This window comes from Kitasatospora sp. NPDC054939 (genome assembly GCF_053610105.1).
The window spans coordinates 1-26,059 of the sequence record NZ_JBSGXP010000082.1; the positions used below are offsets into that span (position 1 = coordinate 1).

Sequence of the window (26,059 nt, forward strand, 5' to 3'; positions counted from 1 at the left end):
CCCCCCGGCCGATCGGCCGGGGGGCGCGGTTCGGTGCGGGGCCGGCTACTCCCAGCGGAAGAAGCGGGCGGCGGCGGCCAGGGCCAGCGCGGCCCAGACCGCCAGGACGCCCAGATCGGCCCACGGGGTGCCGGCGCCGTGCTGGAGCACCGCGCGCAGCCCGTCCGAGAGCGCCGCGATCGGGAGCAGCTCCAGGACGGACTGCACCGCGGCGGGGAACTTCGATAGCGGGACGACCACCCCGCCGGCCAGCAGCAGCAGGACGAACACCAGGTTGGCCGCGGCCAGGGTGGCCTCGGCCCGCAGCGTTCCGGCCATCAGCAGGCCCAGCCCGGAGAACGCGGCGGTGCCGAGCACCAGCAGCGCGGCGACCGCGACCGGGTTGCCCTGCGGGGACCAGCCGAGGGCCAGCGCGATCGCCGACAGCAGGGCGATCTGCAGCAGCTCGGTGACCAGGACGCAGCCGGTCTTCGCGGTGAGCAGCGCCCAGCGCGGGAGCGGGCTGGCGCCGAGCCGCTTGAGGACGCCGTAGCGGCGCTCGAAGCCGGTCGCGATGGCCTGCCCGGTGAACGCGGTGGACATCACGGCGAGCGCCAGCAGGCCGGGGGCGAGGAAGTCGACGCGCTCGCCCGGGCCCTCCACGGCGACGATGTCGACGGCCGAGAACAGCACCAGCAGGACGGTCGGGATGACCACCGTGAGCAGCAGCTGCTCGCCGTTGCGCAGCAGCATCCGGGTCTCGAACGCGGTCTGGGCGAGCAGCATCCGGCCGACCGGGGCGGCGCCGGGGCGCGGGGCGTAGCCGCCGGCCGGGGAGGCGGCGTGGTCGGCGGTGGAGTGGCCGGTGGTGGAGTGGCCGGTGGTGGTGGTCACGAGCGCAGGTCCCGTCCGGTCAGGTCGAGGAAGACGTCTTCGAGGCTGCGGCGCTGCACGGTGAGCCGCTCGGGGAGGATGCCGCCGGCCGCGCACCAGGCGGTGACGGTGACCGGGAGCTGCGGGTCGACGGGGGCGTCGACCCGGTAGCTGCCGGGGGAGGTCTCGGTGGCGGCGGCGCCGGCGGGCAGCGCCGCCAGCAGGCCGGCGAGGTCGAGGCCGGGCGCGGCATCGAAGCGCAGGCTGCTCTCGGCGCCGTCGCGGCAGAGCTCGGCGACGGTGCCCGCGGCGATGACCCGGCCGCGGTCGACGATCGCGACGTCGTCGGCGAGCTGTTCGGCCTCGTCCATGTGGTGGGTGGTGGCGACCACGGTGACGCCGTCGCGGCGCAGGTCGCGGATGAGGTCCCAGGTGGCGCGGCGGGCCTGCGGGTCGAGGCCGGCGGTGGGCTCGTCCAGGAAGACCAGCTCGGGGCGGCCGACGACGGCCATGGCGAGGGCGAGCCGCTGCTGCTGGCCGCCGGAGAGCCGGCGGTAGGTGGTGCGCCCGCAGGAGCCGAGGCCGAGGCGCTCCACCAGGGCGTCGACGTCGAGGGGGTGGGCGTGCAGCTTGGCGGTGTGCCGGAGCATCTCGACGGCGCGCGCGCCCGCGTACACGCCTCCGGACTGCAGCATCACGCCGACCCGGGGCCGGAGCCGGGCGGCGTCCGCGACCGGGTCCAGGCCGAGGACCCGGACGGTGCCGGCGTCGGCGCGGCGGTACCCCTCGCAGGTCTCGATGGTGGTGGTCTTGCCGGCGCCGTTGGGGCCGAGGACGGCGGTGACGGTGCCGGTGGCGATCGTGAGGTCGAGGCCGTCCACCGCGATCTTGTCGCCGTAGCGCTTGACCAGTCCGGCGATGCGGACCGCGGGCTCGGAGTGCATACCGGCGAGTGTAAGAGGGCGGGCGCCGGGGCCGTGCGGTGGGCCCGGGCCGGTACCGGAGGTGATCGTTCGTGCAGGTCAGGTAAGGCTAACCTGCGTGACTGATACCACCACTGAGGCCTGGGTCACGGCTTGTCGTCCCGGAAGGAATTACGCAACAATCGTGTTGTGAAAAACATGCGCGAGCACCCCGTACAGCAGGAGGCCGAGTCGGCCCCCGGCTGTGCCGTGCCCGTGACGGCGACGGAGACGCTGCTGGAGGGCCACCGCGCGACCCGCGACCGGGTGGCCCGCTCGATCCTCGACCACGGCCCCTCCTCCGCCGCCGACCTGGCGACCCGGCTCGGCCTCACCGCCGCCGCCGTCCGCCGCCACCTGGACGGACTCCTCGCCGCCGGTCTCGTCGACGCCCGCGAGCAGCGGGTGTACGGCAGCCGCGGCCGCGGCCGTCCGGCCAAGGTGTTCGCCCTCACCGACGGCGGCCGGGACGCCTTCTACCAGGCGTACGACCAGCTCGCCGCCGACGCGCTGCGCTTCATCTCCGAAGTGGCCGGCGGCGGTACGGCCGGCGAGGAGGCGGTCGCCGCCTTCGCCCGCGCCCGCTTCGGCAAGCAGGGCGACAAGTACCGGGCCGCGCTCCACCGGGCGGATGCCGGTGAGCGCACCGAGGCCCTGGCCCAGGCGCTGAGCGCCGACGGGTACGCTGCCACGGTGCGGCGGGTCCCGTCGGCCGCGGCGAAGGCCCCGGCGGGCGCCCAGCTCTGCCAGCACCACTGCCCGGTCGCGCACATCGCCGAGCAGTTCCCGCAGCTCTGCGAGGCGGAGACGGAGTTCTTCTCGCAGCTCCTCGGCACCCATGTGCAACGGCTGGCCACCATCGCCCACGGCGACGGGGTCTGCACCACCTATGTGCCGGCACCCGGTGCCGCATCGTCGCCCGCGGCCCGTACGGCCCGCGCGGGGGCCGATGCCGTGCCGACTGCCGGTACGTCCACCGAAGATTCAGCGTCCGCGCGTTAGGAAGCTCGCATGACTGACACCGTTTCGCACCCCGAGCTTGAGGGCCTGGGTACCTACGAGTACGGCTGGGCGGACCCGGACACCGCCGGTGCCGCCGCCAAGCGCGGGCTCAGCGAGGACGTCGTCCGCGACATCTCCGCGAAGAAGAACGAGTCCGAGTGGATGCTGAACCTCCGGCTCAAGGGCCTCAAGCTCTTCGGCAAGAAGCCCATGCCGACCTGGGGCTCCGACCTCACCGGCATCGACTTCGACAACATCAAGTACTTCGTCCGCTCCACCGAGAAGCAGGCCGAGTCCTGGGAGGACCTGCCGGCGGACATCAAGGCGACCTACGACCGGCTGGGCATCCCGGAGGCCGAGAAGCAGCGCCTGGTCGCCGGTGTCGCCGCGCAGTACGAGTCCGAGGTCGTCTACCACCAGATCCGCGAGGACCTGGAGCAGCAGGGCGTCATCTTCCTGGACACCGACACCGCGCTGCGCGAGCACCCGGAGATCTTCAAGGAGTACTTCGGCACCGTCATCCCGGCCGGCGACAACAAGTTCGCCGCGCTGAACACCGCCGTGTGGTCCGGCGGCTCGTTCATCTACGTGCCGAAGGGCGTGCACGTCGACATCCCGCTGCAGGCCTACTTCCGGATCAACACCGAGAACATGGGCCAGTTCGAGCGGACGCTGATCATCGTCGACGAGGACGCCTACGTCCACTACGTCGAGGGCTGCACCGCCCCGATCTACTCCTCCGACTCGCTGCACTCCGCGGTCGTGGAGATCATCGTCAAGAAGGGCGGCCGCTGCCGCTACACGACCATCCAGAACTGGTCGAACAACGTCTACAACCTGGTCACCAAGCGCGCCGTGGCGTACGAGGGCGCGACCATGGAGTGGATCGACGGCAACATCGGCTCCAAGGTCACCATGAAGTACCCGGCCGTCTACCTGATGGGCGAGCACGCCAAGGGCGAGACCCTGTCGATCGCCTTCGCGGGCGAGGGCCAGCACCAGGACGCCGGCGCCAAGATGGTGCACATGGCGCCCAACACCTCCTCGAACATCGTCTCCAAGTCGGTGGCCCGGGGCGGCGGCCGCACCTCCTACCGCGGCCTGATCGAGATCGGCGAGGGCTCGCACGGCGCCAAGTCCAACGTGCTCTGCGACGCGCTGCTGGTCGACACCATCTCCCGCTCGGACACCTACCCCTACGTGGACGTCCGCGAGGACGACGTCTCCATGGGCCACGAGGCGACCGTCTCCAAGGTCAGCGAGGACCAGCTCTTCTACCTGATGAGCCGCGGCATGACCGAGTTCGAGGCGATGGCGATGATCGTGCGCGGCTTCGTCGAGCCGATCGCGCGCGAGCTGCCGATGGAGTACGCGCTGGAGCTGAACCGGCTGATCGAGCTGCAGATGGAAGGCTCCGTCGGCTGACGCTCGGCCGCACGCTGCCCATCGACACCTTCAGGAAGAGAGCACAACGAACAGCCATGGCTGAGAACACCACCGGCTCCACCACCGCCGGGTCGATCGAGGTCGGGACCGCCGGAGCGGGCGCCCAGCTCGCCGGCCCCGGCACCGGCCGCACCACCGTCCAGCAGCCGATCGACGCCCGCGTCGCGGTGAAGCCGTCCTTCGACGTCGCGGACTTCCCGGTGCCCACCGGCCGCGAGGAGGACTGGCGCTTCACCCCGATGCACCGGCTCAAGGGCCTGCACGACGGCACCGCCGCCGCGGCCGACAAGGGCGAGGACAAGATCGAGTCCACCCTGCCCGAGGGCGTCACCGCCGAGACCGTCGGCCGCGACGACGCCCGCCTCGGCAAGGCCGGCAAGCCGGTCGACCGGGTCGCCGCGCAGGCGTTCAGCGCCTTCGAGCAGGCGCTGGTGGTCACCGTCCCCAAGGAGCAGGTGCTGACCGAGCCGGTCCGCATCGATGTGCACGGCGAGGGCGGCACCCGCTTCGCGCACGTGGTGGTCGACGTCAAGCCGTTCGCCGAGGCCGTCGTGGTGATCAACCACACCGGCACCGGCACCCGCGCCGCCAACGTCGAGCTGCTCGTCGGCGACGGCGCCAAGCTGACCTTCGTCTCCATCCAGGACTGGGACGACGACGCGGTGCACACCGCCCAGCACACCGCGCTGGTCGGCCGGGACGCCTCGCTGAAGTCCGTGGTCGTCACCTTCGGCGGCGACCTGGTCCGCATCCACCCGCGGGTCTCCTACGCCGGGCCCGGCGGCGAGGCCGAGCTGTTCGGCCTCTACTTCGCGGACGCCGGCCAGCACCTGGAGCACCGTCTGGTCATCGACCACGACACCCCGCACTGCCGCTCCAACGTGGTCTACAAGGGCGCCCTGCAGGGCCAGGACGCGCACGCCGTCTGGGTCGGCGACGTGCTCATCCGCGCCGCCGCGGAGGGCACCGACACCTACGAGCTCAACCGCAACCTGGTGCTCACCGACGGCGCCCGGGTCGACTCGATCCCCAACCTGGAGATCGAGACCGGTGAGATCGTCGGCGCCGGCCACGCCTCCGCGACCGGCCGCTTCGACGACGAGCAGCTGTTCTACCTGCAGGCCCGCGGCATCCCCGCCGACGAGGCCCGCCGCCTGGTGGTGCGCGGCTTCTTCGCCGAGCTGGTCCAGCAGATCGGCGTCGCCGAGATCCAGGACCACCTGATGGAGAAGATCGAGGCCGAGCTGGAAGCAGCCGTCTGATGAGCTTCCTCCGCGCCTGCGCGCTGAGCGACCTCTCCGAGGACGTCCCCAAGCGCGTCGACCTCAACGGCGTGCCGGTCGCCATCGTCCGCACCGACGAGGGGGTGTTCGCCGTCAACGACATCTGCTCGCACGCGAACGTCTCCCTCTCCGAGGGCGAGGTCGAGGACTGCATGATCGAGTGCTGGCTGCACGGCTCCAGCTTCGACCTGCGCACCGGCAAGCCGTCCGGCCTGCCCGCCACCAAGCCGGTCGCTGTCTACCCCGTAAAGATCGAAGGGGACGATGTGCTCGTCTCCGTGAACCAGGAGTCCTGAGTCCATATGGCTACCCTTGAAATCCGCGACCTCCGTGTCTCCGTCGAGGCCGAGAACGGGCCCCGCGAGATCCTGAAGGGCGTCGACCTGACCGTGAAGCAGGGCGAGACCCACGCCATCATGGGCCCCAACGGCTCCGGCAAGTCGACCCTCGCCTACTCGCTCGCCGGCCACCCCAAGTACACCGTCACCGGCGGCACCGTGCTGCTGGACGGCGAGGACGTCCTGGAGATGTCCGTCGACGAGCGCGCCCGCGCCGGCGTCTTCCTCGCCATGCAGTACCCGGTCGAGGTCCCCGGCGTCTCGGTCTCCAACTTCCTGCGCACCGCCGCGACCGCGGTCCGCGGCGAGGCCCCGAAGCTGCGCACCTGGGTCAAGGAGGTCAAGGAGGCGATGGCCGCCCTCCAGATGGACCCGGCCTTCGCCGAGCGCAACGTCAACGAGGGCTTCTCCGGCGGTGAGAAGAAGCGCCACGAGATCCTCCAGCTGGAGCTCCTCAAGCCGAAGATCGCCATCCTCGACGAGACCGACTCCGGCCTGGACGTCGACGCGCTGCGCATCGTCTCCGAGGGCATCAACCGGGTCCGCTCCACCGGCGAGGTCGGCACCCTGCTGGTCACCCACTACACGCGTATCCTGCGGTACATCAAGCCCGACCAGGTGCACGTCTTCGCGGGCGGCCGGATCGTCGAGTCCGGCGGCGCCGAGCTCGCCGACAAGCTGGAGAACGAGGGCTACGAGGCCTATGTGAAGGGCGGCGCTTCCGAGTGACCCGAACGCATGAGTCGGCGACCCTTTCGGGCCTGCTCGACACCGACGCGATCCGCAAGGACTTCCCCGTCCTGCAGCGCCTGCTGCACGAGGACAAGCAGCTCGTCTACCTGGACAACGCGGCGACCTCGCAGAAGCCGCGGCAGGTCCTGGAGGCCCTCAACGCCTACTACGAGCGGCACAACGCCAACGTGCACCGCGGCGTCCACGTGCTGGCCGAAGAGGCCACCGCGCTCTACGAGGGCGCCCGCGACAAGGTCGCCGCCTTCGTCAACGCGCCGAGCCGCAACGAGGTGATCTTCACCAAGAACGCCTCCGAGTCGCTCAACCTGGTCGCCAACATGCTCGGCTGGGCCGACGAGCCCTACCGGGTGGACGCCGACTCCGAGATCGTCATCACGGAGATGGAGCACCACTCCAACATCGTCCCGTGGCAGCTGCTCGCGCAGCGCACCGGCGCGAAGCTGAAGTGGTTCGGGCTGACCGACGAGGGCCGGCTCGACCTGTCGAACATCGACGAGCTGATCACCGAGAAGACCAAGGTCGTCTCGTTCACGCTGGTCTCCAACCTGCTGGGCACCCTCAACCCGGTCGAGACCATCGTGCGCAAGGCCCAGTCGGTCGGCGCGCTCGTCGTCATCGACGCCTCGCAGGCCGCCCCGCACATGGTGCTCGACGTCCAGGCGCTGGAGGCCGACTTCGTCGCCTTCACCGGCCACAAGATGCTGGGCCCGACCGGCATCGGCGTGCTCTGGGGCCGCCAGGAGCTGCTGGAGGACCTCCCGCCGTTCCTCGGCGGCGGCGAGATGATCGAGACCGTCACCATGGGCTCGTCCACCTACGCCCCGGCGCCGCACAAGTTCGAGGCCGGCACCCCGCCGATCGCCCAGGCGGTCGGGCTCGGCGCGGCCATCGACTACCTGTCCGGCATCGGCATGGAGAAGATCGCCGCCCACGAGCACGCGATCACCGAGTACGCGATCGAGCGGCTGCTGGAGGTCCCGGACCTGCGGATCATCGGTCCGCGCACCGCCGTCGACCGCGGCGCCGCGATCTCCTTCACCCTCGGCGACATCCACCCGCACGACGTGGGCCAGGTCCTCGACGAGCAGGGCATCGCCGTGCGCGTCGGCCACCACTGCGCGCGGCCGGTCTGCCTCCGGTACGGAATTCCGGCGACCACCCGGGCGTCGTTCTACCTGTACTCGACGCCGGGCGAGGTCGACGCGCTCATCGACGGCCTGCACCACGTCCGGAACTTCTTCGGCTGACGGGACGGCGCACGACATGAAGCTCGACTCGATGTACCAGGACATCATCCTGGACCACTACCGCAACCCCCACGGCAAGGGGCTGCGCGACGGTGACGCCGAGGTGCACCACGTCAACCCGACCTGCGGGGACGAGATCACCCTGCGGGTGCGGCTGGAGGGCGCGGTCGTCGCCGACGTGTCGTACGAGTCGCAGGGCTGCTCGATCTCGCAGGCCAGCGCCTCGGTGCTGAACGACCTGGTGGTCGGCAAGAACGTCGGCGAGGCGCAGGCCGTCCAGGAGGCGTTCCTGGCGCTGATGCAGAGCAAGGGCCAGGACGACGGCGACGAGGACCTGCTGGAGGACGCGATCGCGTTCGCCGGCGTCTCCAAGTACCCCGCCCGGGTCAAGTGCGCCCTGCTGAGCTGGATGGCCTGGAAGGACGCCACCGCCCAGGCCCTGGCCGCACACCCCACCGTGAACGACTGACGCAGAGGAGGACAGCCACATGAGCGACATCACCAGTACGCCCGACTCCTCCACCGCGGAGGAGGCCCCGCAGGGCATCGTCGGCACCACCGCCGGCACCGTCTCCGTCGAGGACCTCACCGAGGCCCTGATGGACGTCGTCGACCCCGAACTGGGCATCGACGTGGTCAACCTGGGCCTGATCTACGGGATCCACATCGACGAGTCCGACGTGGCCACCATCGACATGACGCTCACCTCGGCGGCCTGCCCGCTGACCGACGTCATCGAGGACCAGGCCCGTACCGCCACCGACGGCCTGGTGCAGGACCTGCGGATCAACTGGGTCTGGATGCCCCCGTGGGGCCCGGACAAGATCACCGACGACGGCCGCGAGCAGCTCCGCGCCCTCGGCTTCAACGTCTGACGGCCACCCCGCCGTCACCCCGCTGCCGCGCGAACCTCCCCTCCGGGGGAAGGGTTCGCGCGGCAGCGGCATGTCCGCGGGCGGACGCCCGGGCGGCCCCGGAGGCCGTGAGCCGGCCGGGTGCGTCGTCACGCTGCGGTCACGGGGGCGCCGCAGCCTGGGGAAGGGCGGTGGCGGGCCCCGCGGCACCGCCCGGGACCACGGTTATTCCGGGGAGGTACGGAAATGACCACGCGACGGACCGGTCGGCGGGGAGGAACCCGACTCGCCCCGCTCGGGCCGGGGCGGCCCCGTTCAGGGTCGCCGTGACGCTCCACCCCGGCGAGGCGCTGCAGGACCTCGAACGCTACGCCTGGCGGCTGCGCACCGGGCTCGGGGTGCCGCCCCCGGCCCGGCTGCGCCGGCTGGCGGCCGTGCTCGCCGCGGCCGACCGCTGAGCGGCGGCCGCGGCGGGGCGGGGCGGGCCGCGACGCGGCGGGGGTCAGGCCCGGCGGGGGCGGCGCAGGACGGCGGCGGCGATCCCCAGGCAGGCGGCGGCGGCGAGGGTGGCGAAGCCGCTGACGGCCGGGAGCAGGCCGTGGCGCTGGACGAGCGCGCCGACCCCGACGATCGGCAGCGAGGAGCCGAGGTAGACGATCACCCAGAGCGAGCTGAGCTCGGAGCCCCGCCGCTCGGGGTTCATCGCGGCGACCGCCCCGGTGAACAGCGAGCGGAAGGCCACGCCCTGGCAGGCGCCGCCGAGCACGCTGCCGATGAAGAGCAGCGCCGGGGTGCCGGTGTACTGGGCGGCCACGACCAGGCCGAGCCCGGTGGCCAGCCCGGCCATGCCGAGTGCGATGACCAGCCGGTCCGAGGTCGGCGGCACCACCAGCTGGGCGACCGCCGAGGAGCCGAGCAGCAGGGCGGCGACCACCGCGCCGACCAGCCGGGAGTCGGTGTGCAGGAGCTGCCCGGAGACGGCCGGGGCCAGGCTCAGGTACACGCCGAAGACCGCGTACGAGACGAAGCCGGCGCCGGAGGCGAGCAGGAACGCGCGGCGGCCGGTGGCCGGCAGGGCGAGCCGCTGCGGGCGCAGGTGGGCCGGGGTGGTGATGCGCGGCGGGGAGGCCGGCGCGCGGCGGCGGCCGGGCATCCGGGGGTGGACCAGGGCGAGCGGCACGCAGAGCGCGAGCAGGGCGACCGCGTGCAGCAGGAACGGCGTCAGCAGCGGGTCGGCCCCGTCGGCGAGCAGCGCCCCGACGACCGGGCCCAGGGCGACGCCGCCGGCCGAGCAGGCCAGGGTGAGCTTGGCGGCCAGGGTGGGGCGGTCGGGCAGCAGGTCGCCGAGGGCGGCCCCGGCGGCGCCGGTGGACAGGCCCACCGCGACGCCCTGGACGGCGCGCCCGGCGGCCAGCTGCCAGAAGCTGCCGGAGGTAGCGAAGAGCACGTCGCCGGCGGCGGCGAGGACGACCGCGGGGAGGATCAGGGCGCGCCGGCCGAGGTGGTCCGACCAGTGGCCGACGGCGGCGAGCACCGGGACGAGCGCGAAGACGTAGACCGTGAACAGGACGGTGGTGTCGAGCGCGGTGAGCGCGAGCCGCTGTTCGAGCAGCGGGTAGATCGGGGTGGCCAGGTTGGCGCCGATCAGGAGGAAGAGGAGCGACGCGGCGACCAGGCCGACGCGGACACCGCGCAGCGCGTTCCAGCGGCTGATCGCGGAGAGGCGGAGCTGGGTGCGCGGTGCGAGCTCCAGGGGAAGCAGGGCCTCCGACAGTCGGCGTCCGTCGAACTGCGCGGTGCGCAGGCCGGAGCCGGCGGGGGAGAGGTCCGCCATGGCAGGGGTCTCCAGTGGTGCCGGGCACCACTCGGGTCGGCGGGGTGTGCCGGCGCGCCCGTCCTGCGGCGCTGTGGTGTGGCCTCGGTGCGGGGGCTCCCCGGTGGAGCGGGTGAGCGTGAAAGGGAGTGGGCCTCGTTGCCCGGTGGCCCGCGCGGGGTGTGCACGGCACCATCCCGAAGGATAAGGGGTGGGCGCACGGCTGCGGCGCGCGCCCCTCAGGGCCGGGCATCGGGGGTTTCGGGCCTATACGCTGAGGAAGTGGACCGGTACGCGGCGCTGATGCTCCGGGGGCCGGTCGGCTGACCGCTCCTCCGGCCCGACGCGGCCCGGAGCAGCACGGACCTGCCCGCAGCAGCTGCTGCGGCCTCGCCCTAGGGAGAAGGCGCAGACGATGGCCGGACGACGTCGCAAGAAGGCCGGCACCGGGTCGGCGGGCGGTCCCGCGGAGGGCCCGGCCGCGGCGGTGCTCCCGGCCGACGTGGAGCTGCAGGACCTCTACGGGGCGTTCGCCGCGCACGGCCTGGACGACGAGGACCTCGACGACGCGGCGGTGCTGGTGCCGCCGGTGAAGCTGCCCGCCGAGGAGGAGCTGACCGCGCAGGCGAAGGACGTCCCGATCTTCGGCTGGGCGCTGCAGCTGGCCCGCTGGGCGGCGCCGCACCGGGCGGTGGACGAGCTCGGCGACCTGACCGGTCCGGACCGGGCGCCGGCCGCCCGGCTGCTGGGCCTGGCCCCCGAGGAGGGGGAGGCCCCGGAGGAGGCGGTGGTCGAGGCGATGCGGGCCTGGTCGCTCGCCTGCGACCTGGACCTCGTGGAGATCGGCACCACCGCGGCCGGCGAGCACGTCGCGGTGCCGGGGCCGGATCTGGAGCCCGCCGAGCAGGGCGACCCGGAGACCGTGCTGGAGCTGTGGCTGACGGCCGCCGGGATCGTCCGCGAGCTGGCGGTGGAGACCGACCTGATGCCCGAGGAGGAGCCGGGCGCGGACGGCGAGGACGACGACGAGGAGACCGCGGAGGCGCGGCTGGCGGAGGTCGAGGAGGCCCGGGACGAAGCGGCCGAGCTGCTCGACGAGGCGCTGCAGGTGCTGTACGAGACGACGGCCTTCGCCGACCCGGGCAGCGAGACCGTGCCGCTGGGCGTGCTGGCCGCGCTGCTGGTCGTCCCGGAGGGGGAGGAGCCGAGCGAGGAGCTGCTCGGCGACATCACCGACGTGATGGTCGCGCTGGACCCGATGCTGGGCGACCTCGCGGAGCTGGGCCTGCTGGAGTACCGGCCGATCGACCCGGAGCTGTTCGACGAGGAGGAGGGCGAGGAGCCGGGACCGGCCGAGGCGCTGCAGCCGCCGGTCGGCGACACCCCGCTGGACGAGGAGGAGGCGGCCCGCTTCGGCCTGGTCCGGCTCAACCCGCTCGGCCAGTACGCGATCCGCCAGTGGCTGCTGGAGGACGGCTACGACGCGCCGCTGGTCGGCGAGCTCGCCGGCGGTGACGCCGCCGAACTGCTGCGGGCGGTCTGCGAGGCGTCCAACGTGCTGCCCGACGAGGAGCTGCGGGTCTGGATCACCGGCCGGGAGCCGGTCGGCGCGGCGCGCGAGCTGCTGGCGGCGGCGCGCGGTACCGACGCCTACGCGCCGATGCGGCGGATGCTGGCGCACTCGGCGCTCGTCATGATCGGTGCGGACGCCGAGCCGGCCGTCCGCGAGGTGCTGGACGATCCGGAGCTGGGCGGCGGCGCGCGGGCCTGGCTGGACGCGCGCGGCCTGCCGGGGGTGCCGGCGCCGGAGCGCTCGATGGCGCTCTGGACGGTGGTCGACACCTTCGCGGCCCAGCTGCTGGACTCCGGCGGCGACGCCGAACTGCTGCGCGAGCTGATCGCCGGACTGCCCGTGACGGACAACCCGGCGAGCTACTTCGGCGAGCTGTGGCGGGTCGACCACCCGTACACGGCGGACGTGCTGGACGCGGTGGGCGAGCTGCACCTGGACCGGACGGTCGCCAAGGAGGCCCGCAAGGCGGCCTTCAAGGCGCGCTCCAAGGCCTGACCCCGGCCGTCCCGCCGGGGCCGACCTGCCCGGGGTGCTACTCGGGCAGGTCCAGCGAGCCGTCGGCGGTGAACGGGAAGAACGGGTTGTGCGCCAGCTCCCAGAGGTGGCCGTCCGGATCCTCGAAGTACCCGGAGTAGCCGCCCCAGCTCGTCGCGGTCGGCGGCTTGACCACCGTGGCGCCGGCCTCGACGGCCGTGCGCAGCGCCGCGTCGACCCGCTCGACCGACTCCAGGTTCACCGCCAGCGTCACCCCGCGGAACGCCGGCTCGCCGCCGGACGGCACGCCCGCGTCGGCGGCCAGCTCGTCGTGCGGGAAGAGGCCGAGCACCGAGTCGGCGGTGCGGAACCAGACGATCTCCGGGCTGGAGGCGGAGGACCGCCGCCACCCCAGCGCCTCGTAGAAGCGGGCACTGCGGTCGAGGTCGGACACCCCCAGGGTGACGATGCTGAGACGGGCGGGGAAGCCGGTGTGTGCTGTCATGCCGGACAGCGTAGGCACGGCGACCGACAATCCGGTCCGGACACGGCCGAGTACCGGACGGGCTGCGCCCAGGGGGACCTGATGACCCGGCAGGCCCGCCGACGTATGGTTTTCCGCAGGTGGTGGAAGCGCGGCAACCGGTGGAACGGGGGGTACGGCGGAGGATGGTGCGGGAGAGCAGCGGCAGCCCCCGGGGACACGAGGGACTCCGGTCCGGGGACCCGTACGCGGAGCAGGAGGAGTTCTCGCGCCGCACCCTGGCCGCGGCGGGCTTCCCGGTGTACGGGGCGGCCGGGCCCGACCGGTACGGGGAGGCGCTCACCGCCTTCGAGACCTCCGACGGCGAACTCGACTGGGTCGAGCTGCGCTGCGGCGACGGAAGCTCCCCCGACGGCCCGTACCTGACCGTGCGCACCCACCGGCCCGGCGCCGAGGGCCGCGGGCGGCTGCCCGACCTGGAGGACGTCGTCGAGGACGAGCGGGACCGCGTCCACGAGCAGCTGGGCATCGACGAGGGCGACGGGCCCGGGCGGGTCCGGGCGCTGCGCGAGTGGATCAACGTCGACGGCGAGCCCCGGGCCGTGGAGGTGCACGAGGACCGCCGGGACTGCCTGCTCGGCGACGGACCGGGCCCCGGCGCCGGGCCGGTCTGGGCCGGCCGGCTGCGGCTGAACGGGGTCACCGTCACGGTGTGCGGGCGCGGGATGGCGCCCGGCGAGGTGGAGCTGGCCGCGGTCGGCGACTTCGAGCGGCACATCCGGGGGCGCACCGAGCTGCTGCGCCGGCTGGCCGCGCAGCGCGGCCGCTGGGTCCCGGTCGAGGAGCGCGAACTCGCCCCCGTCAGCGGGCTGGAGGCGCACCGGGCGGTGATCGCGCACGGTATCGCCGAGTCCGCCGCGATCGAGGCGCAGGTCCGCGCCCGGCGCACCCCGCGGCTGCCGCGCGGACTGCGCGGCGAGGCCGGCGCGCTGCGCCGCGAGGCGGCGGTCCGTCAGCAGATGCGGCTCGCCTCGGAGACCCGGGAGGAGGCGGTCGCCGCCGTCACCGCGATGGTCGGCCAGCTCACCCGGCTGTCCCAGCAGACCCATTGGCTGGTGGGCACCCCGGCGGGCGTCGCGGCGGTGGAGGAGTCGATCCGCTGGACGGTGTTCGCCAGCGAGGTGCCCAGTCTGCCGGCGCAACGGGCCTGGCAGCAGCTGTGGGCCGCCCGGGAGGTCCAGGAGGACTGGGAGGCCCAGCAGTTGGGGGAGCAGCTGTGGCTGTCGGCCTGGGAACAGTGGCGCACCACGCGGTGAACGGCGGGGGCTCGGCGGTCCACGGGTAGCGGTCGGGGCGGAGTCGTGCACACAAGTTCGGATACGGTCGGCAAAAGACCACCCTGACGAGGCGTCCGATTAACCGTCCGTTCACCGGGCAGGCCGAGTCTGCTGGGCGTCGACGACGAGCAGTCGCCGACCAGCACGCCACGCACCGGGGCCAGCCCGGTCGGGCGGCCCACTTCTCAGGAGTGACTCCCATGCCGCTGTCCCGCCGGGACTTCGTCAACCGTTCCACCCTCGTCGGCGCCGGCGTGCTGATCGCCGGCAGCGCCGAGGCCCTGGCCAGCGCCCCCGGCGCGATCGCCGCCCCGGTCGGCGGCGAGGCCGCCGCGGCTGCCGCCGCCGAGGCGGAGCGCGTCGCCGTCGGCTACGGCCCGCTGGTCGCCGACCCCGAGGGCCTGCTGGCCCTGCCCAAGGGCTTCTCGTACAAGGTGCTGAACCGTACGGGCGTCACCAAGCTGCGCACCGGCGAGTTCACCCCCAGCAACCACGACGGCACCTCCGCCTTCGAGGACGAGCGCGGCGGCAACCTGCTGGTCCTCAACCACGAGCTGGGCGGAGCCCGCGCCAACTGGCCGCACCCCGTGCCGCTGACCGAGGGCCACGTCTACGACCCGGGCGCGGCCGGCGGCTGCACCATCGTGCACGCCAAGGCCAACGGCAAGGTCGAGCAGTGGGTCGGCATCGCCGGCACCGCCACCAACTGCGCCGGCGGCGTCACCCCGTGGGGCACCTGGCTCTCCGGCGAGGAGACCGAGGACCGGGCCGGCAAGAACGGCTTCCTCAAGGACCACGGCTACGTCTTCGAGGTCGACCCCTTCGACGACGAGTACAACCGCGACCCGCAGCCGATCAAGGCCTTCGGCCGCTACGCCCACGAGGCCGTCGTCGTCGACCCCAAGCGCGGCCACGTCTACCTGACCGAGGACGCCTCCAACCCCAACGGGCTGCTCTTCCGCTGGACCCCGCCGGCCGGCTTCAAGCACGGCCGCTACAAGCTGCGCAAGCTCGCCGAGGACGCCGGCACCTTCGAGGCCTTCAAGGTCTTCGACTCGCACGGCAAGTTCATCGACGACCTCTCCCGCGCCACCGCGGTCGGCACCACCTACGGCTGCGACTGGGTGAAGGTCCCGGACCGCGATGCGAAGACGGTCTCCGTCCGCAAGCAGTTCAAGGACGGCGAGGTCACCCGCGCCCGCAAGCTGGAGGGCATGTGGTGGGGTGACGGCGGCTTCTACTTCGTCTCCAGCTTCGCCCGCCAGGAGAGCCCCGGCGCCGCCCACGACGGCCAGGTCTGGTTCTACAACCCGGCCCGCCGCACCATCACCCTCAAGGTGCTGCTCGGCGTCAACACCGACGTCCTGGGCGACCACGACAACTACGACGGCCCGGACAACATCACCGTCTCCCCGTACGGCGGCATCGTCATCGCCGAGGACGGCGAGGGCCAGCAGCACCTGTTCGGCGCGACCGAGGAGGGCCTGACCTACCCGATCGCCCGCAACGAGCTGAACATCGGCACCGCGGCCAAGCCGGAGTACAGCGAGTTCACCGGCGTGACCTTCTCGGACGACGGCCGGACCCTGTTCGCCAACATCCAGTCCCCCGGCATCCAGGTGGCCATCTCCGGCCCGTGGCGCCGGCTGAACGAGCACAAGCGCGGCCAGGGCTACGGCGCCTGACCCGCCACCGGCACGACGGGGGCCCGCTCCGGCGGGCCCCCGTCCCGCTTCCCGTACGGTGCGGCTACTCCTCGGCGGGCAGCCGCAGTTGCAGCATCGCCAGCAGCCGCTGCTGCGGCTGGGCCAGGTCGACGCCGGTCAACTGCTCGGCCCGGCGCACCCGGTAGCGCAGGGTGTTGGGGTGGATGTGCAGAGCCTCGGCCGCCACCCGCACCTCGCCCAGCGCGTCCAGCCAGGCCAGCACCGACTCGGCGAGCCGGGTGCCGTGCCGCCGGTCGTACTCGGTGAGCGCGGTCAGCCGCGGATCGCGCAGGCCGCCCCGCTCCTGCAGCAGCGCCAGCACCTCGCTGACCAGCACCTCCGCCTGCACGTCGATCAGCGCCGCGACCTCCAGGCCGACCCCGCCGCGGCCCATCGCGTCCAGGATCCGGTCCGCCTGCGCCCGCGACTCGGGCACCCGGGCCAGACCGTCCACCGTCGCGCCGACGGCCGCCCGCAGCGGGACACCCAGGTGCTCCCGGGCCGCCTCCACCACCTCCTGCGCCCAGCCCCGCACGGTCGCCAGCGGCAGCGCCGGCGGCAGCTCCGGCAGCAGCACGTACACCCGGTCCTCGATCGGGGCGAGCAGCGCGCTGCGGTGCCGCGCCGCGGTGTGCACCGAGATCAGACCCGTCACCTCGGCCCGCGCGGTCACCTCGGCGGTCCGCGCGCTGTACGCCAGCACGGTGGCCGGGCGCCGCACGTCCAGCCCCAGGTGGGTGGCCAGCGACTGCGGGCCGGTCGACCCCTCCAGCAGCCCGGTCAGCAGGGTTCGGGTCAGCCGGACGTCCGCGGACAGCTCCCGGCGCCGGCGCACCAGCTGCGCCGCCGCCACCCGGGCCGCGCCCACCAGCGCCTGCTCGGCCAGCGGCGCCAGCGGCCGGGCGCCCTCCTGCACCCAGATGGTGCCGAGCGGCTGCGCCCCGGCCCGGATGCCGATCGCCAGCCGCCGGCGCAGCCCCAGTTCGGGGTGCGGGTCCACCGCGATCGGGGTGTCGGAGGTGCGCAGGTGCTGGAAGATGCCCCACTCGCGGAGCTTGGAGAGGTACGGCTCCGGCCCCTGCCAGCCCAGGATGGACAGCCGCCGCAGGTCGTCCACCTCGTCGGAGTCGGAGGAGCGCGAGTAGGCGAGGACCCGGCTGGAGGTGTCCTCGATCGAGACGATGCCGCCGGTCAGCACGGCCACCGTCTGGGCGAGCGAGAACAGGTCGCCGACGTTCTGCTCGGTCACGCCCGGGGTGTCCGGTGCGTCCGGGCCGGCGATGATCGCGCGGGCCAGCGAGTCCAGGTGCTCCCAGCGGGTCTCCCGGCGCACCGACAGCAGCGCCACGCCCGCCTCGGTGGCCGCCTCGCGCAGCGCGTCCGCCTGGCCGGGGGCGTCCAGCTTGACCGCGACGGCCGCCGCCCGGGCCCGCCCGGCCGCCCGCAGCGCCGGCAGGGCGGCCCGGCCGCGGGCGCCGATGGCCAGGACCAGCTCGCCGGGCGCGGCGGTGGGAGGGTCCTCCGGGTCGAGGATCGCCACGTCCCGGACGGGGACGTCCAGCCCCTGCGGGGCGGTCTGCAGCTCCACCAGCGGCTCGCCGAGGGACATCAGCAGCTGCCGGAGGGGGAGGCCGGGGGTCGTCATCGCGGCTCCTTCGTCGTACCGGACAACGCCGTACGGATGACTTTAGCCGCCCGGCCAATCAAGTGGCCCCTCGGGCAGGAATAGCGTTCGTCCTGTGGCCGACGTGCGACCCGCGTCGGCATCCCCCGCATGAACGAAGGAGAGCGTGCGCTCATGGATGCTGTGACCCAGGTCCCCGCGCCGGTGAACGAGCCGGTCCACAGCTACGCCCCCGGCAGCCCGGAACGGGCCCGCCTGGAGGCCAAGCTGAAGGAGCTGGGCGGCCAGGAGCCGGTCCAGCTGACCATGACGATCGACGGTGAGCGCCGGATGGGCGGCGGCACCGAGATCCACGTCGTCCAGCCGCACAACCACGCGGCGAGGCTCGGTACCCTGCGCAACGCCACCCAGGCGGACGCGCAGGACGCCATCGACGCTGCCCTGGCCGCCGCCCCGGCCTGGCAGGCGCTCTCCTTCGACTCCCGCGCGGCGATCTTCCTCAAGGCCGCCGACCTGCTGGCCGGCCCCTGGCGCGAGACGCTGGCCGCCGCCACCATGCTCGGCCAGTCCAAGACCGCCCAGCAGGCCGAGATCGACACCCCCTGCGAGCTGGTCGACTTCCTGCGCTTCAACGTGCACTTCGCCCGCCAGATCGTGGCCGAGCAGCCGATCTCCTCGGACGGCGTGTGGAACCGCAGCGACCACCGCCCGCTGGAGGGCTTCGTCTACGCGATCACCCCGTTCAACTTCACCGCGATCGCCGGCAACCTGCCGACCGCGCCCGCGCTGATGGGCAACGTGGTGCTCTGGAAGCCGTCCCCCACCCAGCAGTTCTCCGCGCACCTGCTGATGCAGCTGCTGGAGGAGGCCGGCCTGCCCAAGGGCGTCATCAACATGGTCACCGGCGACGGCCTGGCCGTCTCCGAGGTCGCCCTCAAGCACCCGGAGCTCGCCGGCATCCACTTCACCGGCTCCACCGCCACCTTCCAGCACCTGTGGCGCGAGGTCGGCAACAACATCGCCGGCTACCGCTCCTACCCGCGGATCGTCGGCGAGACCGGCGGCAAGGACTTCCTGCTCGCCCACCCGTCGGCCGACCCGGCCGTGCTGAAGACCGCGATGACCCGCGGCGCCTTCGAGTTCCAGGGCCAGAAGTGCTCGGCGCTCTCCCGCGCCTACGTCCCCGCCTCGCTCTGGGCCGGCCTCAAGGACGCGTTCCGCGACGAGGTCGAGGGCCTGACCATGGGCGACGTCACCGACCTGACGAACTTCATGTCGGCCGTCATCGACGAGCGCGCCTTCGCCAAGAACAAGGCCGCCATCGACCGCGCCCAGGCCGACCCGCAGGTCGAGGTCCTGGCCGGCGGCACCTACGACGACTCGGTCGGCTACTTCGTCCGCCCGACCGTCCTGGTCTGCCAGGACCCGGCGAGCGAGTACTTCAAGGACGAGTACTTCGGCCCGATCCTCGCCGTGCACGTCTACGAGGACGAGGCGTACGAGGAGACCCTGGCCCAGCTGGAGTCCGTCTCCGCCTACGGCCTGACCGGCGCGATCATCGCCCAGGACCGCGCGGCCGTCCAGGACGCCATGAAGAAGCTGCGCTTCGCGGCCGGCAACTTCTACATCAACGACAAGCCCACCGGCGCCGTCGTCGGCCAGCAGCCCTTCGGCGGCGGCCGGGCCTCCGGCACCAACGACAAGGCCGGCGCCAAGCAGAACCTGGCCCGCTGGACCTCGACCCGCTCGGTCAAGGAGACCTTCGTCCCGCCGACGGACTACCGCTACCCGCACATGGGCTGAGTGCCCGCCCGCCGGGGGGTGGCCCCACCCACGAGCCACCCCCCGGCCCCCCTTTCTGCCACCCTTAGAAGCATGAGCTCCAGGAGTCACGATGCTCCGTTCCGCCCTCCTCGCGGCCTCGCGCTCCCCGCAGGTCCGCACCGTGGTCGAGAAGTTCCCGCCGACCCACGCCATCGTCGAGCGCTTCGTCGCCGGTGAGAAGCTCGACGACGCCGTGACCGCGTGCGACGACCTGGTCGCCACCGGCCGGAAGGTCACCCTCGACCACCTCGGCGAGGACACCCGGGACGCCGCCCAGGCCGCCGGCACCGCCGAGGCGTACGAGCTCCTGCTCGCCGCCCTCAAGGACACCGGCCTCGCGGCCGGCGCCGAGGTCTCGGTCAAGCTGTCGGCCGTCGGCCAGTTCCTGCCGGTGGACGGCGAGAAGATCGCCCTGGAGAACGCCCGCCGGATCTGCGAGGCCGCGGCCGACGCCGGCACCACGGTGACCCTCGACATGGAGGACCACACCACCACCGACTCCACCCTGGCCATCGCCCGCGAGCTGCGCGCCGACTTCCCGTGGCTGGGCGTCGTCCTCCAGGCGTACCTGCGCCGCACCGAGGCCGACTGCCGCGAGTTCGCCGGCGCCGGCTCCCGGGTCCGCCTGTGCAAGGGCGCCTACAAGGAGCCCGAGTCGGTCGCCTTCCAGGGCAAGCACGAGGTCGACCTGGCCTACGTCCGCGCCCTGAAGGTCCTGATGGCCGGCGAGGGCTACCCGATGATCGCCTCGCACGACCCCAGCATGATCAAGATCGCCGGCCAGCTCGCCGAGTGGAACGGCCGCAAGCGCGACTCCTTCGAGTACCAGATGCTCTTCGGCATCCGCCCCGAGGAGCAGCTGCGGCTCGCCGCCGAGGGCAACACCATGCGGGTCTACCTCCCGTACGGCGAGGAGTGGTACGGCTACTTCATGCGCCGCCTCGCGGAGCGCCCGGCCAACCTGACCTTCTTCCTGCGCGCCATGGCGACGCGCGGCTGAGGTCCCGTGTACGGCGGCCCGCACCCCTTGTGGAAGGGGGGTGCGGGCCGTTCACGTACGCCCGCTCCGGCCCTGCCCGCTCCGTTCGCGCCTGCCGGTCCGTACCGGTTCCGGCGAGCCGGGGCGGTGCGGGCGGCTGCCCCGGTAGGGTGCCGACGTGCCTGCCGAGCCGGGGAGTCGTGGTGCTGTGCTGAAGCGGTTCGCTGACCTGTCCACACCGCTGGTGGCCGACGCCTGCGTCCGGCTCGGGGTGCCCCCCAGGTCCGCGCCCGCCGGGATCCGCGCCGTCGCGGGCGCCGGTACGGGCGCCGCCCGGCTGGCCGGACGGGTGCTGCCGGTCCGGCACTACGGCAGCGTGGACGTCTTCCTGGAGGCCTTCGGCGCGGCCCGGGAGGGCGACGTCCTGGTCGTCGACAACGGCGGCCGGACCGACGAGGCGTGCATCGGCGACCTCGCCGTCCTGGAGGCACAGGCCGCCGGGGTGGCCGGACTGGTCGTCTGGGGGCTGCACCGCGACACCCCCGAACTGGTCGGGATCGGCCTGCCGGTGTACAGCTACGGCAGCCTGCCGCTCGGCCCGCTCCGGCTCGACCCGCAGGAGCCCGAGGCCCTCACCGCGGCCCGCTTCGGACCGCACCGGGTCGACGCCCGCGACGTGGTGCTCGCGGACGACGACGGGGTGCTGTTCGTCGAGGCGGCCCGGGTCGAGGAGGTGCTCGCCGCGGCGGAACGGATCCGCGACACCGAGCGCGCGCAGGCCGACCGGATCCGGGCGGGCGAGACGCTCCGCGCGCAGACCTCCTTCGACGCCTACCTCCGGCGGCGCGCCGCCGACCCGGCGTACAGCTTCCGACAGCACCTGCGGCGGACCGGCGGGGCGATCGAGGAGTAGCTCCGACGATGCCCGCCGGGCCGGGCCGGTTCAGGCCGACCCGAGCCACGGCCGCCAGGGCCCGGCGAGCACCAGCCCGGCCAGCCGCCGGTAGCCGCCGGCCCCCGGGTGGGCGCCGTCCCCGGCCAGCGCCTCGGCGGTCCAGACCGGATCGGCGGCCAGCTCCCGGGTCACCGGCGTGAACGGCACGCCCTGCGCGGTGCAGAGCTCCGCCATCCGGTCGGCCGTCGCGGCCAGCCGCTCCAGTGCCCCGGGCCCGGCGTCGACCACCGGCGGCGGGCCCACCACCAGGGCCCGGACGCCCAGCTCGCGGCAGCCGTCCAGCAGCGTGGCGAGGTTGCGGAGGGTGTCCGCCGGGGCGACCCGGGGGCGGCCGTCCTCGAGCATCGCGTCGTTGGCGCCGAACGAGACGACCAGCCGGTGGTCGGCGCCGGGCACCGACCGGGCCGCCCACTCCGGCCGCCAGCGCGCCAGGACGTCCGCGGAGGTGTTGCGGCGGACCCCCAGGTTGAACGCGGTGATCCCGGCGCCGGACCCCTCCAGCACCCGCCCCACCCAGCCGCGGTACTCCGGATCGCCGATGCCCTGGACGAAGGAGTCGCCGACGAACACGATGCGCAGGTCAGTGATCAGCATCGGTGGATGGTAGGGGAGTCGGGGCCGCCGGGGTGCACCTGCCCGGCCCTCGGACCGCGCCGCCGCCCGGGTGGTGGGCCGATGATCAGTCAATCATGATCGTGGGGAAGGGGGTTGGCGCGTCCCGGCGGTGCCGGCCGGACGTCCTCAGGTCCGCTTCAGGACGTGCTGGCGCAGCGCTCCGAGGAGGGGGAGCACCGAGCCGTCGACGCCGCCCTCGGTGACGGCGAGGATGGCGTCGATCACCGAGCGGGCGATCTCCCGGGCGGCGTCGACGTCGTCGCCCGCCGAAGCGGCCCAGGCCTGCTGGGTCTCGGAGAGGACGGAGCAGATCCGGGCGACCACGTTCCGGGCGAGCCGCTCGGACGCCTCGTCGAACTCCTCCGCGGACATCTCGCCGTTGATCCCGAAGGCCAGCGCGAGGATGTTGGTGACGGTGAACTCCCCGTAGCGGGCGAGCAGCAGGGGCAGCGGCTGTTCCTCCGGGCGGCGCGCGGCGAGGGCCGCCAGCGCCTCCTCGTCCTCCCGCCAGGCGGCTTCGAGCGCGGCCAGCGCGCGCAGGGACTCTTCGTCGGTCAGGCCACGGTCTGTCATGCCTCGACACCGTACGCGCAGCTGCGCCCCGATTCGGGCCGCTTGCGCAGAACGCCGCTGATCTGGGGAAATCGGGGCGAAGTCCGGTCCCGATCCGGCATCATGACGCCCGCGACGACGCCGGGGGCGCCCGGGAGCCGTAGGGCTTGTCTGACAAGCCCCGGTGGTTCCCGGAGCGCCCCCGGTCGGTCGGGTGCTGCGGTCCGGATCAGAGCATCGACGCGGCGGGCTTGATCATGGCGCGGGCGGTCTTGGCGTCCACGTACTCGCCGATCGCCGTCATGACCCACTCGCCGGAGTACTGGCGGACCAGCTTGCACATCACCACGCCGGTGCGCGACTCGGACTGGGTGAGGTCGAAGCGGACCAGCTCCTGGTTGGAGGAGGCGTCCACCAGCCGGCAGTAGGCGCTCTTGACCTCGGTGAACTTCTGCCCGGAGAAGGAGTTGACCACGAAGACCAGGCCGCAGACCTCGGGCGGCAGGCCCTCCAGGTGGACGGTGATCGACTCGTCGTCGCCGCCGCCCTCGCCGGTGAGGTTGTCGCCGGAGTGGGCGATCGCACCGTTGAAGATCGCCAGCTTCATGAACCAGGCGGTGTCCAGCTTCTCGCGCCGGGCGTCGAAGGCGATGCAGGAGGCGTCGAGGTCGATGTTGCGGCCGCGGCCGGCGGGCTCCCAGCCCAGGCCCATCCGGATCGAGGAGAGGAACGGCTTGCCGCCCTTCTCCAGCGAGACCGAGCCGCCCTTGGTGAGGCTGACCCGGCCCTTGTCCAGGGTGACCTTGGTGAGCGAGGGGGCGGCCGGCGCGGGCGCGGCGGGGGCCGCCGGGGCGGCGGCCGGAGCCGGGTAGGCGAGCCGCGGGTCGACCGGGGCCGGCGGCGCCTGCGGGGTCTGCGGAGCCGGCGGGGCCGCGACCGGGGCGGGGGCGGGCGGGGCGACCGGCGCCGGGGCGGCGACCGGGGCCGCCGCGGCGGGCTCCTCGTCGACGCTGACCCCGAAGTCGGTGGCGATGCCGGCCAGGCCGTTGGCGTAGCCCTGGCCGACCGCGCGGACCTTCCAGGCGCCGTTGCGCTGGTAGACCTCGACCACGATCAGCGCGGTCTCCCGGGTGAGGGCCGGCGGGGTGAAGGTGACCAGCACCTGGCCGCTGTCGGCGTCCCGCACGGTGGCGGTCGGCTCCATGCCCGCGAAGGTGGCGCCGGCCTCGTCCGGGCTGGCGGTGACCACCACCTTGGTGATGCCCGCCGGGAGCCCCGTGGTGTCGATGACGATGGCGTCGGGGGCGCCGGCGGAGGCCGGGCGGTGGGTGACGCCGGGGCCGCTGGGGGCGTTGTAGAACACGAAGTCGGCGTCCGAGCGGACCTTACCGGCATCGGTGAGCAGCAGGCCCGAAACGTCCAGCGCCTTGGGCGCGGTGACCTCGACGGTCACCCGCGCGGCGGTCAGCGGGGCGTTGCCGCCTTGGGTCAGGACCGTGGACACGAACTCCTCCTCGGATGCGGGGATGCAGCGGTGCGGTGGCGCGGCGTGCGGGGCCGCTGGGTTGGCCGCCGTGCCGACTGCCCCCACAGTAACGAACGGGCTCGCCCGTGCGGGCGGCAGACGGGCCGTGACCTGTCGGATCGTATGCGTGCGCGGGGGGTGGAGGATGCTCCGGGGGCCGCCCGGGCGACCGCTCGGGAGGGTGCCGGGACGGGCATCGGATCCGGCGCCGGGGCGGGCGCCGGGGAGGGCGCCCGGGGAGGTGCGTCAGCGGGCGGCGGTAAGGGGTGCCTGCGGGCCGCCGGGGGCGCCGGTCGGGGCGGTGCCCGGGAGGCCGGTCGGGGTGTCGGCGGGGACGGGCTGCGCGGACGGCTCGAAGGTGCCGAGGGCGGCCACCGCGCGCGGGCGCTCGATGCCGAAGCCGGCGGCGTTCCAGCTCTCCGCCGCGGCCTTCTGTGGGCCGGTCGGCGGGGCCGTCCGGGCGCCGCGCACCCCGAAGCTGTAGCGGCCGGGCCGGACGTCGGTGCCGTCCGGGACGGTGAAGCGGTAGACCAGCGAGCCGCGCTCCTGGTGGGCGGTGGCGACCGCGCCGGGCAGGTCGGTCCAGGCGCTGCCCCCGACGGGCCCGCGGCCGCCGGGCAGCAGACGGAACTCGGCCTGCAGGGCGGTCAGCGGCTCGGTGACGGTGAGGTCGAGCCGGTGGTGGCTGCCGTCCCGGCCGACCGACTGCACGGTGGCGAGGCCGGCCAGGGCGCGGTCCGCGATGCCCTCCCCGTCGGTGCCGTCCGGGCCGGCGCCATCCCAGGTGCCGTCGTCCGGGTCGGTGCCGTCCTGGTCGGAGCCCTCCGGGGCCGCGGCCTCCGGGCCGGTGCCGCCGGTGGCGGTCGAGGCGGGGGCGTCGCCGCCGTGCCCGGGGGTGCCGGGGCCCTCCGGGCCGGGGGCCGCCCAGGCAGGCGGGAAGCCCACCAGCGGGCGCGGATCGGTCGGCGCGGGGGTGTCGGAGGGGACGCCCGCCCCGGTGCCGGTGCCGGTGGCGGGGTGCGGGGCGTCCGGGCCGGGGGCGCTCGGCGAGGCGGCGGGGGCCGGGGTGCCGCTCCCGACCGGCTGCGGGTCCGGGGTGCTCCGGGTCGGGCGGTCGGTGGCCGCGGTGGCGGTGGGCGAGGCCGTCCCGGTGGGGGCCGCGGGGCCGGCGGACGGCGAGCCCGAGGCGACGGGGTGCGAGGCGGTGGCGGAGGGCTCGTGGGCGGGCGGTCCGGCCGGGGTGTGCGGGGTGCCGGTGTCCGGGCCGCTGCCGTCGCCGTCGGGACGGTCGGGCGGGGGAGCGCTGGTCCCGATCCGGGCGACGCCCGCGCGCCGGCCGACGCCCTGCTGCTCGTTGAGGAGCAGGGTGGTGGCGATGCTGATGCCGACGACCGTGGACATGGCCATCGCGGCGCCGGAGAACCGGAGGGTGGGCAGCCGGAGCCGGCCGCCGAAGGGCTTCGGCCGACTGTGCCGTCCCTGGCGCGCGGTGCTCCCGCCCGTGTGGAACACCGTTCCCTCGGTGTCCTCCCGGAGAACCACCGGACCCCCCCTCCCCTGATGTCGTCCCGGTACCGCCCCGGCCGCCCCGGCCGCACCGTCCGGCGGCGGACCGGCGGACCGGTTCGAACGAACCGTCCCGAACCGGCCGAAGTCGACTGCTGCCGCCCCAACCCGCCGTCGGCGTCGACGTATTGTCCCACGCCCGCCGAGCCGTCTGACATGTCCCCGTACGAACACGGCACGTCCGACGGGCGCGCTTCCGTCGAACAGGGCAGGAGCGAGGGCCCGTTCGGCGGCCCGCGCGGACGGGGGCACGAGCGTAGCAGCGCCCGACCGGTCCGCGATCGTTCCCCGCCGG

General features: G+C 73.9%; 24 protein-coding genes. 15 read left to right on the plus strand and 9 right to left on the minus strand.

The annotated features are described in order from the left end of the window. Window positions 1–45: 45 nt before the first annotated feature. A complete protein-coding gene (locus ACWGB8_RS22635; RefSeq protein ID WP_452215393.1) occupies window positions 46–765 on the minus strand; it encodes an ABC transporter permease in 720 nt (239 codons plus the stop codon). Between the two features lie 104 nt (window positions 766–869). Further along, window positions 870–1,796: an ABC transporter ATP-binding protein gene (locus tag ACWGB8_RS22640; protein WP_452215361.1), complete on the minus strand. Its 927-nt coding sequence runs from the start codon at window positions 1,794–1,796 to the stop codon at window positions 870–872. Window positions 1,797–1,973: 177 nt separating this feature from the next. On the opposite strand from ACWGB8_RS22640, the gene ACWGB8_RS22645 reads away from it, so the two are divergent. The 9 genes from ACWGB8_RS22645 (at window position 1,974) to ACWGB8_RS22685 (ending at window position 9,195) form a co-directional block, all read left to right on the plus strand. Beyond that, window positions 1,974–2,816: a helix-turn-helix transcriptional regulator gene (locus ACWGB8_RS22645; RefSeq protein ID WP_452215394.1), complete on the plus strand. Its 843-nt coding sequence runs from the start codon at window positions 1,974–1,976 to the stop codon at window positions 2,814–2,816. A gap of 9 nt (window positions 2,817–2,825) precedes the next feature. Next, window positions 2,826–4,241 carry a Fe-S cluster assembly protein SufB gene (sufB, locus tag ACWGB8_RS22650; RefSeq protein WP_452215362.1) on the plus strand — a complete coding sequence of 472 codons (1,416 nt, stop codon included), beginning with the start codon at window positions 2,826–2,828 and terminating at the stop codon, window positions 4,239–4,241. Window positions 4,242–4,297: 56 nt separating this feature from the next. Beyond that, the gene (gene sufD, locus ACWGB8_RS22655; protein ID WP_452215363.1) at window positions 4,298–5,524 is read left to right on the plus strand and encodes a Fe-S cluster assembly protein SufD; all 1,227 of its coding nucleotides are present in this window, start codon (window positions 4,298–4,300) and stop codon (window positions 5,522–5,524) included. Continuing rightward, the gene (locus tag ACWGB8_RS22660) at window positions 5,524–5,841 is read left to right on the plus strand and encodes a bifunctional 3-phenylpropionate/cinnamic acid dioxygenase ferredoxin subunit (protein WP_452215364.1); all 318 of its coding nucleotides are present in this window, start codon (window positions 5,524–5,526) and stop codon (window positions 5,839–5,841) included. The genes sufD and ACWGB8_RS22660 overlap by 1 nt, the downstream gene beginning before the upstream one ends. A gap of 6 nt (window positions 5,842–5,847) precedes the next feature. Next, complete coding sequence (gene sufC, locus ACWGB8_RS22665) at window positions 5,848–6,612, plus strand: Fe-S cluster assembly ATPase SufC (protein WP_452215365.1); 765 nt, start codon at window positions 5,848–5,850, stop codon at window positions 6,610–6,612. Continuing rightward, a complete protein-coding gene (locus ACWGB8_RS22670) occupies window positions 6,609–7,883 on the plus strand; it encodes a cysteine desulfurase (protein ID WP_452215366.1) in 1,275 nt (424 codons plus the stop codon). The genes sufC and ACWGB8_RS22670 overlap by 4 nt, the downstream gene beginning before the upstream one ends. Before the next feature lie 16 nt (window positions 7,884–7,899). Beyond that, complete coding sequence (sufU, locus tag ACWGB8_RS22675) at window positions 7,900–8,352, plus strand: Fe-S cluster assembly sulfur transfer protein SufU (protein ID WP_452215367.1); 453 nt, start codon at window positions 7,900–7,902, stop codon at window positions 8,350–8,352. A gap of 19 nt (window positions 8,353–8,371) precedes the next feature. Next, window positions 8,372–8,758 (plus strand): metal-sulfur cluster assembly factor, encoded by a 387-nt coding sequence (locus ACWGB8_RS22680; protein WP_452215368.1) that lies wholly within the window; start codon window positions 8,372–8,374, stop codon window positions 8,756–8,758. 305 nt (window positions 8,759–9,063) lie between these two features. Further along, on the plus strand, window positions 9,064–9,195 hold the full coding sequence (locus ACWGB8_RS22685; protein ID WP_452215369.1) for a hypothetical protein: 132 nt from the start codon (window positions 9,064–9,066) through the stop codon (window positions 9,193–9,195). A 44-nt stretch (window positions 9,196–9,239) separates the two neighbouring features. On the opposite strand, the gene ACWGB8_RS22690 is transcribed toward ACWGB8_RS22685, so the two are convergent. Then, window positions 9,240–10,571, minus strand: coding sequence for an MFS transporter (locus ACWGB8_RS22690; protein ID WP_452215370.1), 1,332 nt, complete (start codon window positions 10,569–10,571; stop codon window positions 9,240–9,242). 394 nt (window positions 10,572–10,965) lie between these two features. Between ACWGB8_RS22690 and ACWGB8_RS22695 the strand changes: the two genes are divergently transcribed. Next, window positions 10,966–12,618, plus strand: a complete 1,653-nt coding sequence (locus ACWGB8_RS22695) for a hypothetical protein (RefSeq protein ID WP_452215371.1) — start codon at window positions 10,966–10,968, stop codon at window positions 12,616–12,618. A 37-nt stretch (window positions 12,619–12,655) separates the two neighbouring features. Here ACWGB8_RS22695 and ACWGB8_RS22700 read toward each other — a convergent pair whose 3' ends face one another. Next, window positions 12,656–13,102, minus strand: a complete 447-nt coding sequence (locus ACWGB8_RS22700) for a VOC family protein (RefSeq protein ID WP_452215372.1) — start codon at window positions 13,100–13,102, stop codon at window positions 12,656–12,658. A gap of 164 nt (window positions 13,103–13,266) precedes the next feature. On the opposite strand from ACWGB8_RS22700, the gene ACWGB8_RS22705 reads away from it, so the two are divergent. Together ACWGB8_RS22705 and ACWGB8_RS22710 are read left to right on the plus strand one after the other, a co-directional pair. Beyond that, window positions 13,267–14,397, plus strand: a complete 1,131-nt coding sequence (locus ACWGB8_RS22705; RefSeq protein WP_452215373.1) for a hypothetical protein — start codon at window positions 13,267–13,269, stop codon at window positions 14,395–14,397. Between the two features lie 221 nt (window positions 14,398–14,618). Continuing rightward, entirely contained in the window at window positions 14,619–16,103 is a 1,485-nt protein-coding gene (locus tag ACWGB8_RS22710; RefSeq protein ID WP_452215374.1) for an alkaline phosphatase PhoX, read from the plus strand. 64 nt (window positions 16,104–16,167) lie between these two features. On the opposite strand, the gene ACWGB8_RS22715 is transcribed toward ACWGB8_RS22710, so the two are convergent. Next, the gene (locus ACWGB8_RS22715) at window positions 16,168–17,769 is read right to left on the minus strand and encodes a PucR family transcriptional regulator (RefSeq protein ID WP_452215375.1); all 1,602 of its coding nucleotides are present in this window, start codon (window positions 17,767–17,769) and stop codon (window positions 16,168–16,170) included. A 153-nt stretch (window positions 17,770–17,922) separates the two neighbouring features. On the opposite strand from ACWGB8_RS22715, the gene pruA reads away from it, so the two are divergent. The 3 genes from pruA (at window position 17,923) to ACWGB8_RS22730 (ending at window position 21,464) form a co-directional block, all read left to right on the plus strand. After that, window positions 17,923–19,551 (plus strand): L-glutamate gamma-semialdehyde dehydrogenase, encoded by a 1,629-nt coding sequence (pruA, locus tag ACWGB8_RS22720; protein ID WP_452215376.1) that lies wholly within the window; start codon window positions 17,923–17,925, stop codon window positions 19,549–19,551. Between the two features lie 91 nt (window positions 19,552–19,642). After that, on the plus strand, window positions 19,643–20,572 hold the full coding sequence (locus ACWGB8_RS22725) for a proline dehydrogenase family protein (protein WP_452215377.1): 930 nt from the start codon (window positions 19,643–19,645) through the stop codon (window positions 20,570–20,572). A gap of 187 nt (window positions 20,573–20,759) precedes the next feature. Further along, a complete protein-coding gene (locus ACWGB8_RS22730; RefSeq protein ID WP_452215378.1) occupies window positions 20,760–21,464 on the plus strand; it encodes an RraA family protein in 705 nt (234 codons plus the stop codon). A 30-nt stretch (window positions 21,465–21,494) separates the two neighbouring features. Here ACWGB8_RS22730 and ACWGB8_RS22735 read toward each other — a convergent pair whose 3' ends face one another. From ACWGB8_RS22735 to ACWGB8_RS22750, 4 genes are all read right to left on the minus strand, one after another. Continuing rightward, complete coding sequence (locus ACWGB8_RS22735; RefSeq protein ID WP_452215379.1) at window positions 21,495–22,100, minus strand: GDSL-type esterase/lipase family protein; 606 nt, start codon at window positions 22,098–22,100, stop codon at window positions 21,495–21,497. A 147-nt stretch (window positions 22,101–22,247) separates the two neighbouring features. After that, window positions 22,248–22,694, minus strand: a complete 447-nt coding sequence (locus tag ACWGB8_RS22740; RefSeq protein ID WP_452215380.1) for a hypothetical protein — start codon at window positions 22,692–22,694, stop codon at window positions 22,248–22,250. A 208-nt stretch (window positions 22,695–22,902) separates the two neighbouring features. After that, window positions 22,903–24,165: a TerD family protein gene (locus tag ACWGB8_RS22745; RefSeq protein WP_452215395.1), complete on the minus strand. Its 1,263-nt coding sequence runs from the start codon at window positions 24,163–24,165 to the stop codon at window positions 22,903–22,905. 279 nt (window positions 24,166–24,444) lie between these two features. Next, window positions 24,445–25,740, minus strand: a complete 1,296-nt coding sequence (locus tag ACWGB8_RS22750; RefSeq protein WP_452215381.1) for a hypothetical protein — start codon at window positions 25,738–25,740, stop codon at window positions 24,445–24,447. Window positions 25,741–26,059: the final 319 nt, after the last annotated feature.

Coding starts and splice junctions, on each gene's coding strand:
- ACWGB8_RS22635 (WP_452215393.1), bottom strand. CDS start 765: ATGCTGCTCGCCCAGACCGCGTTCGAGACCCGGATGCTGCTGCGCAAC.
- ACWGB8_RS22640 (WP_452215361.1), bottom strand. CDS start 1,796: ATGCACTCCGAGCCCGCGGTCCGCATCGCCGGACTGGTCAAGCGCTAC.
- ACWGB8_RS22645 (WP_452215394.1), top strand. CDS start 1,974: ATGCGCGAGCACCCCGTACAGCAGGAGGCCGAGTCGGCCCCCGGCTGT.
- sufB (WP_452215362.1), top strand. CDS start 2,826: ATGACTGACACCGTTTCGCACCCCGAGCTTGAGGGCCTGGGTACCTAC.
- sufD (WP_452215363.1), top strand. CDS start 4,298: ATGGCTGAGAACACCACCGGCTCCACCACCGCCGGGTCGATCGAGGTC.
- ACWGB8_RS22660 (WP_452215364.1), top strand. CDS start 5,524: ATGAGCTTCCTCCGCGCCTGCGCGCTGAGCGACCTCTCCGAGGACGTC.
- sufC (WP_452215365.1), top strand. CDS start 5,848: ATGGCTACCCTTGAAATCCGCGACCTCCGTGTCTCCGTCGAGGCCGAG.
- sufU (WP_452215367.1), top strand. CDS start 7,900: ATGAAGCTCGACTCGATGTACCAGGACATCATCCTGGACCACTACCGC.
- ACWGB8_RS22680 (WP_452215368.1), top strand. CDS start 8,372: ATGAGCGACATCACCAGTACGCCCGACTCCTCCACCGCGGAGGAGGCC.
- ACWGB8_RS22690 (WP_452215370.1), bottom strand. CDS start 10,571: ATGGCGGACCTCTCCCCCGCCGGCTCCGGCCTGCGCACCGCGCAGTTC.
- ACWGB8_RS22695 (WP_452215371.1), top strand. CDS start 10,966: ATGGCCGGACGACGTCGCAAGAAGGCCGGCACCGGGTCGGCGGGCGGT.
- ACWGB8_RS22700 (WP_452215372.1), bottom strand. CDS start 13,102: ATGACAGCACACACCGGCTTCCCCGCCCGTCTCAGCATCGTCACCCTG.
- ACWGB8_RS22705 (WP_452215373.1), top strand. CDS start 13,267: ATGGTGCGGGAGAGCAGCGGCAGCCCCCGGGGACACGAGGGACTCCGG.
- ACWGB8_RS22710 (WP_452215374.1), top strand. CDS start 14,619: ATGCCGCTGTCCCGCCGGGACTTCGTCAACCGTTCCACCCTCGTCGGC.
- ACWGB8_RS22715 (WP_452215375.1), bottom strand. CDS start 17,769: ATGACGACCCCCGGCCTCCCCCTCCGGCAGCTGCTGATGTCCCTCGGC.
- pruA (WP_452215376.1), top strand. CDS start 17,923: ATGGATGCTGTGACCCAGGTCCCCGCGCCGGTGAACGAGCCGGTCCAC.
- ACWGB8_RS22725 (WP_452215377.1), top strand. CDS start 19,643: ATGCTCCGTTCCGCCCTCCTCGCGGCCTCGCGCTCCCCGCAGGTCCGC.
- ACWGB8_RS22735 (WP_452215379.1), bottom strand. CDS start 22,100: ATGCTGATCACTGACCTGCGCATCGTGTTCGTCGGCGACTCCTTCGTC.
- ACWGB8_RS22740 (WP_452215380.1), bottom strand. CDS start 22,694: ATGACAGACCGTGGCCTGACCGACGAAGAGTCCCTGCGCGCGCTGGCC.